Annotated in this window: 15 protein-coding genes; 7 read left to right on the top strand and 8 right to left on the bottom strand. The window is 61.0% G+C overall.

Annotated features, from left to right (window positions below; all coding sequences use genetic code 11):
* Positions 1 to 10 precede the first annotated feature (10 nt).
* From GQX66_RS18320 to GQX66_RS18305, 4 genes are all read left to right on the top strand, one after another.
* Positions 11 to 349, top strand: a complete 339-nt coding sequence (locus GQX66_RS18320) for a YbaB/EbfC family nucleoid-associated protein (protein WP_007951650.1) — start codon at positions 11 to 13, stop codon at positions 347 to 349.
* A 288-nt stretch (positions 350 to 637) separates the two neighbouring features.
* Positions 638 to 1672 (top strand): NADP-dependent oxidoreductase, encoded by a 1035-nt coding sequence (locus GQX66_RS18315; RefSeq protein ID WP_085747889.1) that lies wholly within the window; start codon positions 638 to 640, stop codon positions 1670 to 1672.
* Between the two features lie 66 nt (positions 1673 to 1738).
* Positions 1739 to 2341 carry a recombination mediator RecR gene (gene recR, locus GQX66_RS18310; protein WP_007951652.1) on the top strand — a complete coding sequence of 201 codons (603 nt, stop codon included), beginning with the start codon at positions 1739 to 1741 and terminating at the stop codon, positions 2339 to 2341.
* A 71-nt stretch (positions 2342 to 2412) separates the two neighbouring features.
* Positions 2413 to 3561, top strand: coding sequence for an acyl-CoA dehydrogenase family protein (locus GQX66_RS18305; RefSeq protein ID WP_240870323.1), 1149 nt, complete (start codon positions 2413 to 2415; stop codon positions 3559 to 3561).
* A gap of 58 nt (positions 3562 to 3619) precedes the next feature.
* On the opposite strand, the gene GQX66_RS18300 is transcribed toward GQX66_RS18305, so the two are convergent.
* On the bottom strand, positions 3620 to 4168 hold the full coding sequence (locus GQX66_RS18300) for an adenine phosphoribosyltransferase (RefSeq protein ID WP_003223345.1): 549 nt from the start codon (positions 4166 to 4168) through the stop codon (positions 3620 to 3622).
* Between the two features lie 78 nt (positions 4169 to 4246).
* Positions 4247 to 4981 carry a fumarate/nitrate reduction transcriptional regulator Fnr gene (gene fnr / locus GQX66_RS18295; protein WP_007951654.1) on the bottom strand — a complete coding sequence of 245 codons (735 nt, stop codon included), beginning with the start codon at positions 4979 to 4981 and terminating at the stop codon, positions 4247 to 4249.
* Positions 4982 to 5136: 155 nt separating this feature from the next.
* Between fnr and GQX66_RS18290 the strand changes: the two genes are divergently transcribed.
* Positions 5137 to 5619, top strand: a complete 483-nt coding sequence (locus tag GQX66_RS18290; protein ID WP_236191035.1) for a hypothetical protein — start codon at positions 5137 to 5139, stop codon at positions 5617 to 5619.
* On the opposite strand, the gene hemN is transcribed toward GQX66_RS18290, so the two are convergent.
* From hemN to ccoG, 6 genes are all read right to left on the bottom strand, one after another.
* Positions 5616 to 6998: an oxygen-independent coproporphyrinogen III oxidase gene (gene hemN, locus GQX66_RS18285; protein ID WP_011333280.1), complete on the bottom strand. Its 1383-nt coding sequence runs from the start codon at positions 6996 to 6998 to the stop codon at positions 5616 to 5618. The genes GQX66_RS18290 and hemN overlap by 4 nt on opposite strands.
* A 195-nt stretch (positions 6999 to 7193) precedes the next feature.
* Entirely contained in the window at positions 7194 to 7877 is a 684-nt protein-coding gene (locus GQX66_RS18280) for a sulfite exporter TauE/SafE family protein (RefSeq protein ID WP_064378773.1), read from the bottom strand.
* Positions 7870 to 8082, bottom strand: a complete 213-nt coding sequence (gene ccoS / locus GQX66_RS18275) for a cbb3-type cytochrome oxidase assembly protein CcoS (RefSeq protein WP_240870321.1) — start codon at positions 8080 to 8082, stop codon at positions 7870 to 7872. Before ccoS ends, GQX66_RS18280 begins: the two co-directional genes overlap by 8 nt.
* A gap of 22 nt (positions 8083 to 8104) precedes the next feature.
* Positions 8105 to 10555, bottom strand: coding sequence for a heavy metal translocating P-type ATPase (locus GQX66_RS18270; RefSeq protein ID WP_240870319.1), 2451 nt, complete (start codon positions 10553 to 10555; stop codon positions 8105 to 8107).
* Positions 10556 to 10768: 213 nt separating this feature from the next.
* Positions 10769 to 11308: a FixH family protein gene (locus GQX66_RS18265; RefSeq protein WP_236191030.1), complete on the bottom strand. Its 540-nt coding sequence runs from the start codon at positions 11306 to 11308 to the stop codon at positions 10769 to 10771.
* An 11-nt stretch (positions 11309 to 11319) separates the two neighbouring features.
* The gene (gene ccoG / locus GQX66_RS18260) at positions 11320 to 12735 is read right to left on the bottom strand and encodes a cytochrome c oxidase accessory protein CcoG (protein ID WP_085747882.1); all 1416 of its coding nucleotides are present in this window, start codon (positions 12733 to 12735) and stop codon (positions 11320 to 11322) included.
* Positions 12736 to 13276: 541 nt separating this feature from the next.
* Here ccoG and GQX66_RS18255 point away from each other — a divergent pair.
* Together GQX66_RS18255 and GQX66_RS18250 are read left to right on the top strand one after the other, a co-directional pair.
* Entirely contained in the window at positions 13277 to 14272 is a 996-nt protein-coding gene (locus tag GQX66_RS18255; RefSeq protein WP_240870318.1) for a metallophosphoesterase, read from the top strand.
* Positions 14273 to 14340: 68 nt separating this feature from the next.
* Positions 14341 to 14598 carry a hypothetical protein gene (locus GQX66_RS18250; RefSeq protein ID WP_085747881.1) on the top strand — a complete coding sequence of 86 codons (258 nt, stop codon included), beginning with the start codon at positions 14341 to 14343 and terminating at the stop codon, positions 14596 to 14598.
* Positions 14599 to 14605: the final 7 nt, after the last annotated feature.

The raw sequence follows: 14605 nt of genomic DNA, 5'->3' as shown, positions 1-14605 counted from the left end.
GGTGATTCCCATGATGAAAGGTGGCATGGCCGGCCTGATGAAGCAGGCGCAGCAGATGCAGGAAAAAATGGCCAAGATGCAGGAAGAACTGGCCAACGCCGAAGTCACCGGCAAAGCCGGTGGCGATCTGGTCACCGTGGTGATGACCGGTCGTCATGACGTGAAAAAAGTCAGCATCGACCCGAGCGTACTGCCGGGCCTGGACGAAGACGACCGCGAAGTGGTCGAGGATCTGGTGGCCGCTGCCGTCAACGCCGCCGTGCGTCAGATCGAAGCCAACAGCCAGGCGAAAATGGGCAGCATGACCGCTGGCATGAACCTGCCGGCCGGTATGAAACTGCCGTTCTGATTCGCCTTTGCGGGTTGGATGAGCTACAAAAAATGCCAGGCATCGCGCCTGGCATTTTTGTTTCCGCCCGATCGTTCCCACGTCGAGGCGTCGAACCGTCTGCGTGGGAATGCAGCCGGGGACGCTTCGCGTCCCAAATCCAACGCCGTACACGGAGCGTCCGTTAAGCTATTCCCGCGTGGGCAGACCGAGACCTCGAACGGGCAACGATTATCAAGCGGAACGCAGCATGCCCACCAAGGTCTGCTCCCTATACCGCCGAATTCACCATTCACAGGAGACGCTGACATGTCCGACCCTCTGACCCTCAATCAACGCTTCGTGCTGGCTTCGCGGCCGGTGGGCGCGCCAACGCCCGAGAACTTCCGTCTGGAGCGCGAGGCGCTGCCGGACCTTGAAGACGGCCAGGTGTTGCTCAAGACCCTGTACCTGTCGCTCGATCCCTACATGCGCGGGCGCATGAGTGACGCGCCGTCCTACGCGGCGCCGGTACAAATCGGCGAGGTGATGACCGGCGGCGCTGTCAGCCGGGTCGAACAGTCGCGTCATCCGAAATTCCATCCCGGCGATCTGGTCGTCGGTGCCACTGGCTGGCAAAGCCACAGCATCAGCGATGGCCGCAACATCATCCCGATCCCGTCCGGGCTGCCGAGCCCGTCGATGGCGCTCGGGGTACTGGGCATGCCTGGCATGACCGCGTACATGGGACTGATGGACATTGGCCAGCCGAAAGAAGGGGAGACCCTGGTGGTCGCCGCCGCTTCCGGCGCAGTGGGTTCGGTGGTCGGCCAGGTTGCCAAGATCAAAGGCCTGCGCGCCGTCGGCGTGGCCGGTGGTGCCGAGAAGTGCAAATACGTGGTCGAGGAACTGGGCTTCGACGCCTGTATCGATCACAAGGCACCGGACTTCGCCGAGCAACTGGCCAAGGCCTGCCCCAATGGCATCGACATCTATTATGAAAATGTCGGCGGCCATGTCTTCGATGCGGTCGTCCCGCTGCTCAATCCCAAGGCTCGAATCCCGCTGTGCGGCCTGATCGCCGGGTACAACGCCTCGGAAGCGCCGAAAGGCCCGGATCGTTTGCCCGCCTTGCAACGCACCTTGCTGACCAAACGCGCACGTATTCAGGGTTTCATCGTGTTCGACGACTACGGCGACCGTCAGCCTGAATTCATCAGCGCCATGGTGCCTTGGGTGCGTGACGGCAAGGTCAAATTCCGCGAAGACGTGGTCGATGGCCTGGAGCAGGCGCCGCAAGCGTTTATCGGGCTGCTGGAGGGGCGCAACTTCGGCAAACTGGTGGTGAAGGTCGCCCAGGACTGAGGATTTGACGCTGGCCGGAGGCGCGGGTATAAACCGCGTCTCGTTGTTTTGTCGGACTTTTTCCCCATGAGCTTCAGCCCTTTGATTCGCCAACTGATCGATGCCCTGCGAACTTTGCCGGGCGTGGGTCAGAAAACTGCCCAGCGTATGGCGTTGCAGTTGCTCGAACGTGACCGCAGCGGCGGTACGCGCCTGGCCCAGGCCTTGAGCCAGGCCATGGAAGGGGTCGGACACTGCCGCCAGTGCCGCACGCTGACCGAAGACGATCTGTGCCCGCAATGTGCCGACACCCGCCGCGACGACACGCTGCTGTGCGTGGTGGAAGGGCCGATGGACGTTTACGCGGTCGAGCAGACCGGATTTCGCGGTCGCTATTTCGTGCTCAAGGGGCACCTGTCCCCGTTGGACGGGCTCGGCCCGGAGGCCATCGGCATTCCGCAATTGATGGCGCGGATCGAAGAGGCGGGCACCTTCACCGAAGTCATCCTCGCCACCAACCCGACCGTGGAAGGCGAAGCAACCGCCCACTACATCGCCCAGTTGCTGCAGAACAAAGGCCTGATCGCCTCGCGCATCGCCCACGGCGTACCGTTGGGTGGCGAACTGGAACTGGTGGACGGCGGCACGCTGGCTCACTCGTTTGCCGGGCGCAAGCCGATTTCCCTCTGAGCCACACAATCCTGTTGAAAACCAAGCAAGCGCTCGGTTAAGTTCGGCGAACCCTTCCATGGAGTTCGCCGATGCCCGCCTTCCAGGAATACTTCGACCCCAGCCACCAAATGGTCCGCGACAGCGTCAGACGTTTCGTCGAACGCGAGATCCTGCCGGACATTGATGTGTGGGAAGAAGCCGAAAGCTTTCCCCGTGATCTGTACCTCAAGGCCGGTGCGGCCGGGATCCTCGGCATCGGTTACCCCGAAGCGCTGGGCGGCAGTCACGAAGGTGATCTGTTCGCCAAGATCGCCGCCAGCGAAGAACTGATGCGCTGCGGCTCCGGCGGGCTGGTGGCCGGGCTTGGTTCGCTCGATATCGGTTTGCCGCCGATCGTCAAATGGGCCCGGCCTGAAGTCCGTGACCGGGTCGTCCCCCAAGTGCTCCGCGGCGAGAAGATCAGCGCCTTGGCCGTCACCGAGCCGGGCGGCGGTTCCGACGTCGCCAACCTGCAGACCCGCGCCGTACGCGACGGCGACCATTACCGGGTCAGTGGCAGCAAAACCTTTATCACCAGTGGCGTACGCGCCGACTACTACACCGTCGCGGTGCGTACCGGTGCGCCCGGTTTTGGTGGCATCAGCCTGCTGTTGATCGAGAAGGGTACGCCGGGTTTCACCGTCGGCCGGCAACTGAAGAAAATGGGCTGGTGGGCGTCGGACACGGCTGAATTGTTCTTCGACGATTGCCGGGTGCCTGTGGGAAATCTGATCGGCGCGGAGAACATGGGCTTTGCCTGCATCATGGGCAACTTCCAATCCGAGCGTCTGGCCCTTGCGTTGATGGCCAACATGACCGCGCAACTGGCGCTGGAAGAAAGCCTGAAGTGGGCGAAGGAGCGACAAGCGTTCGGCAAACCCATCGGCAAGTTCCAGGTGATCAAGCATCGCCTCGCGGAAATGGCCACGGCGCTGGAAGTCTCGCGGGAGTTCACCTACCGGCAGGCGGCGAAAATGGCGGCGGGGCAGAGCGTGATCAAGGAAATTTCCATGGCCAAGAACTTTGCCACGGACACTTCGGATCGCATCACCAATGAAGCGGTGCAGATTCTTGGCGGGTTGGGTTATATGCGCGAAAGCCTGGTGGAGCGGCTGTACCGGGATAACCGCATCTTGTCGATTGGCGGCGGGACGCGGGAAGTGATGAACGAGATCATCAGCAAGCAGATGGGACTGTAATCTTCGGTGTTTGATCGTTCCCACGCGGAGCGTGGGAACGATCGAGGCGCGGGGCTGATTATTTATCAGTCAACGCAAACTGCGTCAGGCAGAACGTCGGAATCCCCATGTCCTCAAGACGCTGCGAGCCACCCAGCTCTGGCAGATCGATGATCGCCGCCGCTTCATGAACGCGGGCGCCCATGCGGCGGATCAGGTTGGCCGCTGCGATCAGCGTGCCGCCGGTGGCGATCAGGTCATCGAACATCACCACCGAGTCGCCTTCGCACAGGCTGTCGGCATGCACTTCGAGGAACGCTTCGCCGTACTCGGTCGCGTAACCTTCGGCCAGCACGTCCGCCGGCAGCTTGCCCTGCTTGCGGAACAACACCAGCGGCTTGTTCAACTGATAGGCCAGTACCGAACCGATCAGGAAACCACGCGCATCCATCGCACCGATGTGGGTGAAGTCGGCTTCGACATAGCGGTGGGCGAAGCTGTCCATCACCAGGCGCAGAGCCTTGGGCGACTGGAACAGCGGGGTGATGTCGCGAAAGATCACACCCGGTTTCGGGAAGTCGATCACGGGGCGGATCAGGGATTTGATGTCGAAGGAGTCGAAGACCATCGTCGAGGTGTCCTGGCAGGGCTGCAAACGGCGCAGTATACCCGCGGCTGAAACGATTCGCTCGGCCGCGGGTCGAGATCAGACTTCGAGCGAGCCGCCGGCCAGGGCGCAGAGCTGGATCGGGTCGAGGATGTGGATTTCCTTGCCTTCGGCGGCGATCAGTTCGTTCTGCTGGAAGCGGGTGAAGACCCGGGACACGGTTTCCACCGCCAGCCCCAGATAGTTGCCGATTTCATTGCGCGACATGCTCAGGCGGAACTGGTTGGCCGAGAACCCGCGAGCGCGGAAACGTGCCGACAGGTTGACCAGGAAGGTGGCGATGCGCTCGTCGGCGGTTTTCTTCGACAGCAGCAACATCATTTGCTGGTCGTCGCGGATTTCGCGGCTCATCACGCGCATCAACTGGCGGCGCAGCTGCGGCAATTGCAGGGCCAGCTCGTCGAGGCGTTCGAACGGAATCTCGCAGACCGAAGTGGTTTCCAGCGCCTGGGCGGAAACCGGGTGTTTCTCGGTGTCCATGCCGGACAGCCCGACCAGTTCGCTCGGCAGGTGGAAGCCGGTCAGTTGCTCTTCGCCGGTGTCGCTCAGGCTGAAGGTCTTGAGGGCGCCGGAGCGTACTGCATAAACGGAATCGAAGGTGTCGCCCTGGCGGAACAGGAACTCACCCTTTTTCAACGGGCGGCCACGTTTAACGATTTCGTCCAGCGCATCCATGTCTTCCAGATTCAGCGAAAGTGGCAGGCAGAGAGGGGCCAGGCTGCAATCCTTGCAATTAGCCTGGTTGTGAGCGCGCAGTTTAACTGGCTCGGACATTTCTTAAATCCTTGTGGGAAAACACACATAAGGCGTAAGGGTAACCCAGCGGAGGACATTCAGGCCAGCCTGTGGCGAGATTGCCCCCACGGCATAAAGCCGCAGGGATGACAGCCGATAAACAGGTATCTGACGGCATGCAAGGAACCGCTTCGATGACTGTTATTGGTACGCTGACCCCCGGTAACAGTGGCGTTGCGTCGTTGCTGGAAAGTGCTGAAACCTCCGTTGACGATGAGTCCGGCACAGACGCGGCATCATTGGGAAGCCCGACCTTGGTCGAGGGCGTCAAAGTGTCGCTGTCCGGTGCCGCCATTGCAAAATCCGCCGGTGCCGGCGGGAAAAACCGCGATATCGAAGAAAGCGGTTTGCCTGAAAACGTCCAGCAATTGCTGAAGATGATCCGCAAGTTTCGCCAGCAGATCGCCGAGAAGAACGCCCAGATCAACGCGCTGATGGCCAACAAGACCCTTTCCAACGAAGAGCGGTTCGCCAAGATCGCTGCCCTCAAAGGCGCCATCTCCGCCCTCAACAACGGTCTGATCACCGCCAATCTGTCCCTGGCCAAGGTCATCGACCAATCAAGCCTGACCGCTGACCAGAACCTGAAAACCAACTCGCTGCTGATGAAGAGCTAAATCACCCGCGAAAAACGCTGGCGGTTCTGCTGTTCCAGATACGCGTCGAACACCATGCACACTGAACGCACCAGCAGGCGCCCGGCCGGCAGCACGGTGATGCGCTCGCGATCCAGTTCGATCAACCCGTCCTGCGCCATGCCCTGCAATTGCGGCCAGAGCGCGCCGAAGTAACCCTGAAAATCGATGTTGAAGCTGCGCTCGATCTCGGCGAAATCCAGGCTGAAATTGCAGATCAGTTGCTGGATCACCGCGCGGCGCAAGCGGTCGTCGGCGTTGCACACCAGGCCTCGGCTGGTGGCCAGTTGCGCGCCGGCGAGGGTGTTCTGGTAGTGATTGAGGTCGCTGCTGTTCTGGCAGTACAGGTCGCCGATCTGGCTGATGGCCGACACGCCCAGGCCGATCAAGTCGCAATGGCCGTGGGTGGTGTAGCCCTGGAAATTGCGTTGCAGGGTCGACTCTTCCTGAGCAATCGCCAGTTCATCGTCGGGCAGGGCGAAGTGGTCCATGCCGATGTAGCGGTAGCCGGCGGCGGTCAGTTGTTCGATGGTGCGCTGGAGCATTTCCAGTTTCTGCGCCGGGCTCGGCAGTTCGTTGCCGTTGATCCGCCGCTGCGGCATGAAGCGTTCCGGCAGGTGCGCGTAGTTGAACACCGAGAGCCGGTCCGGTTGCAAGCTGATGACTTCCTCGACGGTACGGGCGAAGTTGTCCGGGGTCTGCTTGGGCAAACCGTAGATCAGGTCGATGTTGATCGAGCGAAATTGCAGGGTGCGCGCCGCATCGATCACCGCGCGGGTTTCTTCAAGGCTTTGCAGGCGATTGACCGCCCGTTGCACCGCCGGGTCGAGATCCTGCAGGCCGATACTGACTCGGTTGAAACCAAGTTCGCGCAGCAGGCCCATGGTCGACCAGTCGGCTTCGCGCGGGTCGATCTCGATGCCGTAATCACCGGAGTCATCGTCCAGCAGATTGAAATGTTTGCGCAGGTGCGCCATCAGTTGCCGCAATTCATCGTGGCTGAGAAAGGTCGGCGTGCCGCCGCCGAAATGCAGTTGTTCGACTTTCTGCGCCGGGTCGAGGTGGCAGGCGATCAGCTGGATTTCCTGCTCGAGCCGTTGCAGATACGGCAGCGCACGGCCGCGATCCTTGGTGATGACCTTGTTGCAGGCGCAGTAGTAGCAGATGTTCGCGCAGAACGGCACGTGCACGTACAGCGACAGCGGGCGCAGGGCCTTGCGGCTATCGCGTAGGGCGTGGAACAGGTCGAAGGTGCCGACCTGACTGTGAAATTGCACGGCCGTCGGGTACGAGGTGTAGCGCGGCCCCGCCAGGTCGTAGCGGCGGATCAAATCGGTGTCCCAACGAATGGCGTCGAGCATGCGGGCATTCCCCCGGATAGGCTGGCAGTGTGCCAAGTCTAGGGGAGGGCGCGAAAAGGCATCTTGATTTGCATCAACGGGGATATCGGTGTTGCCAGTGCGGGCCTCTTCGCGAGCAAGCTCGCTCCCACAGGTTTTGTGCAGGCCACAACTATCCTGTGGGAGCGAGCTCGCTCGCGAAGGCAGCGCCGCCGATCAGTGGCCCATCAGCCAGTGCTGGTGCGGCCCCGGCAGAGTCCAGATGCCGAACAGGATCACCAACAGGCCGCCGGCCATGCGCACACTGCGTTTGCGCAACAGTGCCGTCACTCGTTCGGCAGCCAGGCCTGTCGCGAGTAAAACCGGCCAGGTGCCGAGCCCGAAGGCGAGCATCAGCAACGCGCTGTCCAGCGCATTACCCTGACTGGCCGACCACAGCAACGTGCTGTAAACCAGCCCGCACGGTAGCCAGCCCCACAGCGCGCCGAGCAGCAAGGCGCGGGGCAGGCTCGACACCGGCAACAGCCGATTGGCGACGGGTTGAATGTAGCGCCACAGACCACGGCCCAGGCTTTCAATGCGTGTCAGGCCGCTCCACCAGCCTGCCAGGTACAGGCCCATGGCGATCAGCAGCAAACCCGCGATCACGCGCATGAACAGCGCGGCTGGACTGTTGGCCACCGCCCATCCTGCCAGCCCGATCAGCAACCCGGCCGTGGCATAGCTGAGAATTCGCCCGAGGTTATAAGCCAGCAGCAATCGAAAGCGTCGGCTGCGTTGTTCCTTGGGAATCGCCAGGGTCAGCGCGCCCATCAGGCCGCCGCACATGCCCAGGCAATGCCCGCCGCCGAGCAGGCCGAGAATCAACGCAGACACCAGCAGTGGCGCCAGTTCAAGCATGGGGTGGCGCCTTGCCGTCCGGTTTGGCCGGGTTGGCTTCGTCCACTGCGGCGGTGTGGTTCGGGTCCTGATCGTCGAACAGGATACTGTGGGCCGGACCGTCGAGGTCGTCGTACTGGCCGCTGTCCACCGCCCAGAAGAAGATGTAGACGGCGATGGCCACGATCAGCAGCGCGGCCGGAATCATCACGTAAAGAGCTGGCATCTGTACTCCATGCCCGCGCGGCTCAGGCCGGCAGCGGGCGGGTTTCTGACGTGGCGCTGACGGCCGGCGCACTCGGCAGGCGAGTCAGGCGCAGGGCGTTGAGCACCACGGTCAGCGAACTGATCGACATGCCGACGGCGGCCCACACCGGAGTGATCCAGCCGAGGGCGGCGAACGGCAACATGAGGCCATTGTACAGCGCGGCCCACAACAGGTTCTCGATGATCACCCGACGGGTGCGGCGGGCCAGCGTGAAGGCTTGTACCAAGGCGTCGAGGCGGTTGGACAGCAACACAGCATCGGCGCTGGTTTTCGCCAGATCGGTAGCCGAGCCCATGGCCACGCTGATGTCCGCAGCGGCCAGCACCGGCACGTCGTTGACCCCATCGCCGAGCATCAACACCTTGCGGCCGTCCCTGTGCAGTTGTTGCAGCACTTGCAGCTTGTCGTCCGGACGCAGACCGCCCCGGGCCTCGTCGATACCCAGTTCGGCAGCGACGCTGGCGACCATCGGCGAACTGTCGCCCGACAGCAGCAGTGTGCGCCAGCCGCGCGCCTTGCAGGCGGCGAGCAGGGCCGGAGCGTCGTCGCGCAGACGGTCGTCGAGGGCGAACCAGGCCAGCGGTCCCTGGAGGTCACCGAGCAGCAGCCATTGCCCCGGCTCCTTCGGCATCGACGGCACAGGCGCGGCGCTGAGATCGCAGACAAAATCCGCCTGACCGATGCGCAAACGTTGTTCGCCGACCAATCCTTCAAGCCCCAGGCCCGGCGTGCTGTGGACATCTTCGGCAGCCAGCGGTGCGCGACCGAAGGCGCGGGCGATCGGGTGTTCGGAACGGTTTTCCAGGGCGGCGGCGAGGCTCAGGCATTGATCGCTGTCGAGGGCGCCAAGCGGGCGGATCGAACGCAGCACCAATCGGCCTTCGGTGAGGGTGCCGGTCTTGTCGAAGATCACCGTGTCGATCTGGTTCAGGCCTTCCAGCACATGGCCGCGGGTCAGCAGCAGGCCGAGTTTGTGCAGGGTGCCGGTGGCGGCGGTAAGGGCGGTCGGCGTCGCCAGCGACAGCGCGCACGGGCAGGTTGCAACCAGCATCGCGAGGACGATCCAGAACGCTCGCGACGAATCCAGCTCCCACCACAGCAGGCCGATGGCGGCGGCTGCGATCAACGACAACAACAGGAACCATTGCGCGGCGCGGTCGGCGATTTCCGCCAGCCGTGGTTTTTCCGCCTGGGCGCGATCCAGCAGGCGAACAATGGCCGAGAGTCGCGTGTCCTGGCCGAGCGCCTGCACCTCGACGGTCAGCGCGCCTTCCACGTTCAGCGTGCCGGCGGTGACGGCATCGCCCTTGGTACGCGGCTGCGGCAGGTATTCGCCGGTCAGCACCGATTCGTCGATGCTCGATTGACCGTCGAGAATCTTGCCGTCCGCCGGCAGCACAGAACCCGGTTGCACCAGCACGCGATCACCGAGGCGCAGTTCGCTGAGCAGGATGCGTTCGCTCTGGCCGGCGTCGTCGAGGCGCAGGCACGAGGCGGGCAACAGATTGACCAGTTGTGCGGTGGCAGCGGCGGTGCGCTCGCGGGCGCGACGTTCGAGGTAGCGCCCGGCGAGCAGGAACAGGGCGAACATGCCTACCGCGTCGAAGTACAGCTCGCCGACCCCGGTGATCGAAGTCCAGATCCCGGCGACATAAGCCGCGCCGATCGCCAGTGATACCGAGACGTCCATGGTCAGGTGACGGGTGCGCAGGTCGCGCATGGCCCCTTTGAAAAACGGCGCGCAGCTGTAGAACACGATCGGCGTGGTGAGGAACAGCGCGACCCAGCGCAGGATCGTGTGCAGTTCCGGGCTGAGGTCGATGTTGAATTCCGGCCAGGTCGCCATGGTCGCCATCATCGCCTGAAACCACAGCAGCCCGGCGACCCCGAGTTGGCGCAGGGCAAGGCGGTTTTCGCTGGCCAGTTGTTCGCTGGCGCGGTCGGCCTGATACGGGTGTGCGGCGTAGCCGATGTGGCGCAGTTCGCCGAGGATCTGGCTCAGCGGCAACTGAGTGTCTGCCCAGCGCACATGCAGGCGATGGTTGGACAGGTTCAGCCGCGCCTCGGCCACAGCGGACAGGGTGCGCAGGTGTTTCTCGATCAGCCAGCCGCAGGCGGCGCAACTGATGCCTTCCATCAGCAACGTGGTTTCGGCCAGTTCACCTTCGTGGCGCACGAACGGTTGCTGCACGTCGGCGCGGTCGTACAGCTCAAGTTCATCGACCAGTTGCACCGGCAGCGCTTCGGGGTTGGCCGAAGCTTCGCTGCGATGCTGGTAATAACTTTCCAGGCCGCCGGCGACGATGGCTTCGGCCACGGCCTGGCAGCCGGGGCAGCAGAACTCGCGGGACTCCCCGAGCACGACGGCGGTGAAGCGGCTGCCGGCCGGGACGGGCAGGGCGCAGTGGTAGCAGGGGATTGGAATGGTCATGGCATTGTCGAGGGAATAAACCCTTGGAATCGAGTGGTCCGCTTGCCCTCACCCCAGCCCTCTCCCGGAGGGAGAGGGGGCCGATCGGTGGTGGCCGGATTAATGGGTTCAGTCAGCGACATCGTCACTGGCATACATGGCGCGTGCAAGCGTCCGAGATCAGTTCCCTCTCCAGGGGGAGAGGGCCAGGGTGAGGGGGCACTTGCAGGCTGCTTACTTCTTCAAATCCTCAGCGCCTTGAAGCGGCTCATCCCCCAGCAACAAATCCTTGTCATGGCTGACCAGCTCTTCTTCGAACATCCGCCAAACGTGATCGTCCTGAGTGCCCAGCAATTCAACAAAACGCCGACCTTCGATCTTGTCGCTCAACTGGCCGATGTAGCGGCCTGTTTCAGTCTCGCTGCGCGCCAGGATGATCTTGCGATCCTTCTCCGGCTGGGTCGGCGAGATCAGGTTCAGTTCCAGGGTTTTCGGCTGGCTGTCGCCGCTCAGGCGCAGGTCGACTTCGCCGGTGACGTCATCCAGGTGCACGGCAGCGCGCATCTTCAGGGTCTGGGCCAGCAGCTCACGATCCAGCGAACGGTTGATGCCTTTGCCGGCCTCGTAGTAGTTGTCGTTGACCAGGTTGTCCGGGTTGTTCACCGCGATGGTCACCATGGACAGCGTCAGGGTCACCGAACAGGCCAGAATCCCGATGATGATCCATGGCCAAAGGTGCTTGTACCAGGGACTTGCGGCGTTTGCTGCGGGCATGTTCAGTTCTCTCAACGATTTTGTGGGCCGATGAACCGGCTCTTGGCTTCTACGTGGACGCTGTCGTCATCGGCATCCTTGAGGATGAATTTCACCTCGTTGGTGCTCGATGGCAATTGTTCAGGCGCGCTCGACAGCTCGACTGGCATGCTGAAGATTTCCCCGGCCGGCACCTTGATCTCGCGCTTGCCTTGCAGGCGCAGATCCGGCAAACCGGCGGCTTCCAGCACGTAGGTGTGGTCGCGCTGATCCTTGTTCATGATTTTCAGGCTGTAGACGTTTTCGATCCGGCCTTCAGCGTTTTCACGGTACAGCACGCGGTCCTTGCTGACGTCGAAACCCACCAGCGAACGCATGAAAAAGGCCGTCACCAACAGGCTGATCATCGCCAGCAGCACCACGGCATAACCGATCAGGCGCGGCCGCAGTTTATGGGTTTTCTGCCCGGACAAGTTGTGCTCGGTGGTGTAGCTGATCAGCCCGCGCGGGTAATCCATCTTGTCCATGATGCTGTCGCAGGCGTCGATGCACGCGGCGCAGCCGATGCACTCGATCTGCAGGCCGTCGCGGATGTCGATGCCGGTCGGGCAGACCTGAACGCACATTGTGCAGTCGATGCAGTCGCCCAGGCCTTGGGCCTTGTAGTCGACGCCTTTCTTGCGCGGACCACGGCTTTCACCGCGACGCGGGTCGTAGGAAACGATCAGGGTGTCCTTGTCGAACATCACGCTCTGGAAGCGCGCATACGGACACATGTAGATGCACACCTGCTCGCGCAGCCAGCCGGCGTTGCCATAGGTGGCGAGGGTGAAGAAACCGACCCAGAAATACGACCAGCCATCGGCTTGCCCGGTGAAGAACTCGAAGACCAGTTCGCGGATCGGCGAGAAGTAGCCGACGAAGGTCATGCCGGTGACGAAACCGATCAGCAACCACAGCGCGTGCTTGGCGAATTTGCGCAGGAACTTGTTGGCGCTCATCGGCGCCTTGTCGAGCTTGATGCGCTGGTTGCGGTCGCCTTCGGTGACCTTTTCGCACCACATGAAAATCCACGTCCACACGCTTTGCGGACAGGTGTACCCGCACCAGACCCGGCCGGCATACACGGTGATGAAGAACAGGCCGAACGCGGCAATGATCAGCAGCCCGGAAAGCAGAATGAAATCCTGCGGCCAGAACGTGGCGCCGAAAATGAAGAACTTGCGTTCCGGCAAGTTCCACCACACGGCCTGATGGCCGCCCCAGTTCAGCCACACCGTACCGAAATACAGCAGGAACAGCGCGGCGCCGCCCATCATCCGCAGATTGCGGAACAGACCGGTGAAAGCACGGGTGTAGATTTTTTCTCGAGAGGCGTAAAGGTCGACGCTGTTGTTCGCGTTCTTGTTGGGGGGCGTGACGTCGTGTACCGGAATCTGGTTGCTCATCATTGCATCCCACGGCAGTGGAAAAATGCCTCGGTCGATACGTGCCGGCCGGGGTCAAAAAGGGGTGTTGCAGTGGCCCAATGATACGCCTGTCATACCGACGAACGGGTGCGACCTTTGGTCGCGTTGGGGAAAAATCATGGATGGTGTAGCGAATGTAACAAAGCGTGATGCAGATCAATTGACTTGTTGAGTATGGACGGTTTTTTCCGGGTGGCGAGTCGAATCGTCCAACACGCCTGGGGGGCAGCCTTGGCTCAGGATGCCGTTTGCTTCAGGGGCATCCGGCGGAGTTATTGCAAGTCTCAAGCTGAAAAGCGCTGGAAGGTTTAACTTTTTATAGAATCGATTGAATAGTTAAGTTGGGTTGTGTGTTGTGGGTATTAGTTGTTGCATGAAGTGTTTTGCTCGGGCTTGAAATATATAAAATCAATTGCTGCTTGTCGGGCATTTGAAATAAACATCGTTCTCGAATAGTTTGCGTCTGCGGCTGTTCGCAGCTGAGTTTATCTATTATTTATATGAGCAAGGATTGAGTTGTATGTTTATCAAGGAAGTAACAAGGCTGGTGGCGTGTCTGTGTGTATTGTTTGCACCGTTCGCGCTGTCCAGTGAAATGATGCCGCGGCATATGGTTTTCGCATCGGACCCTCAGTACCCATGGACGGACAGAACGGATAGTGGCCAGGCAGAGTCGGATGAGGATTTTGAAAAGCGCGCCAAATGGCTCGTGGATAGCCAGTTTGCGAGCATTGTGGAGTTTCGCAGCAAAATGGGTGGTCAGGCTGAAGTGCCATTGATGATCAACGGCGATATCACGGCTTTCGGTCATCCTTATCAGATTTCATACATGAAGTCCGCGCTGAAAAAATACTTTGGCAGTGATTATTTATATGGATTGGGGAATCATGACTATCAGAATAACGTCGATGATTGTCTGGGTAATCGCTGCGCCGTAAACAGCGTCGTCGAATACCATGAACATCATGCTGGCAAGGTCGATGACTTTGATGTGCGTGTGACGGGTGGCGGATTTGGCAAACAGTATGATGGCAGTCTTGCCTACTCGAAGAATATCGGTCAGGTGCACCTTGTTCAGTTGAACAATGAGCCTACTTACGAAGTTCAACTCAAACATCCGTTGCACGACATGAAAATCAGCCAGTCCCTGGATTGGCTTGAGAAAGACTTGAGGGTTGCGCGGGCTCAGGGTTACGCAATCATCATCAATATGCACAAGCCCGATGACTGGGAGGGCGATGCGCAGCAGTGGCAGCGTTTTCAGGACATGATCGAAAAGTATGAGGTCACGGCCATTTTTGCCGGCCACTACCACACGCGGGGAGGCTCCAGAAAATGGTGGGGTAACGTCCCGGTTTTTCTCAGCGGCGGGACTTCCCAACAGACCTACCTGACGGCGAGCTTCACCGAGGATGGCAAGCAAATGCACGTCAACCTGGTCGAGAACAATGAGTGGCAAAAGCCGCGATTCGTGCACACGGTTCCGGTGAAATCCATCTGGGCCAGTCGCCCGTAAATCATTGCCTGGGCATCGCTTTTATTGGCGTTGCCCGGGACAGCTGACACTTTTCAAGGATGAAACGTATGAACAAAAGCAAGATCAAGGCACTCGGCATTACTCAGAAAGAAATCGATGCATTGGACGTCATTCTCAATAGCGCCATTCCGGGGGCTTCCCTGGCCGTCGCGTACCTGCAAGCGGCTTTGGGGACGATTGAGTCGGCTGAAGATGGAGAGGGCACGAAGCAGCCGGGTGGCCCGAACAGCAACCGGCCTGATGACGCTGGCAAGCAGCGCAAGCCCTCAGGCCTGGACAGTCTCGGTGGAGGCAACATTCTTTGAATCAGCA

It is taken from the genome of Pseudomonas sp. B707, assembly GCF_022496685.1.
Lineage (GTDB): Bacteria > Pseudomonadota > Gammaproteobacteria > Pseudomonadales > Pseudomonadaceae > Aquipseudomonas > Aquipseudomonas paraglycinae.
Note: the sequence above shows the minus strand (reverse complement) of the source record. Positions and strands in the feature narration are given on the sequence as shown.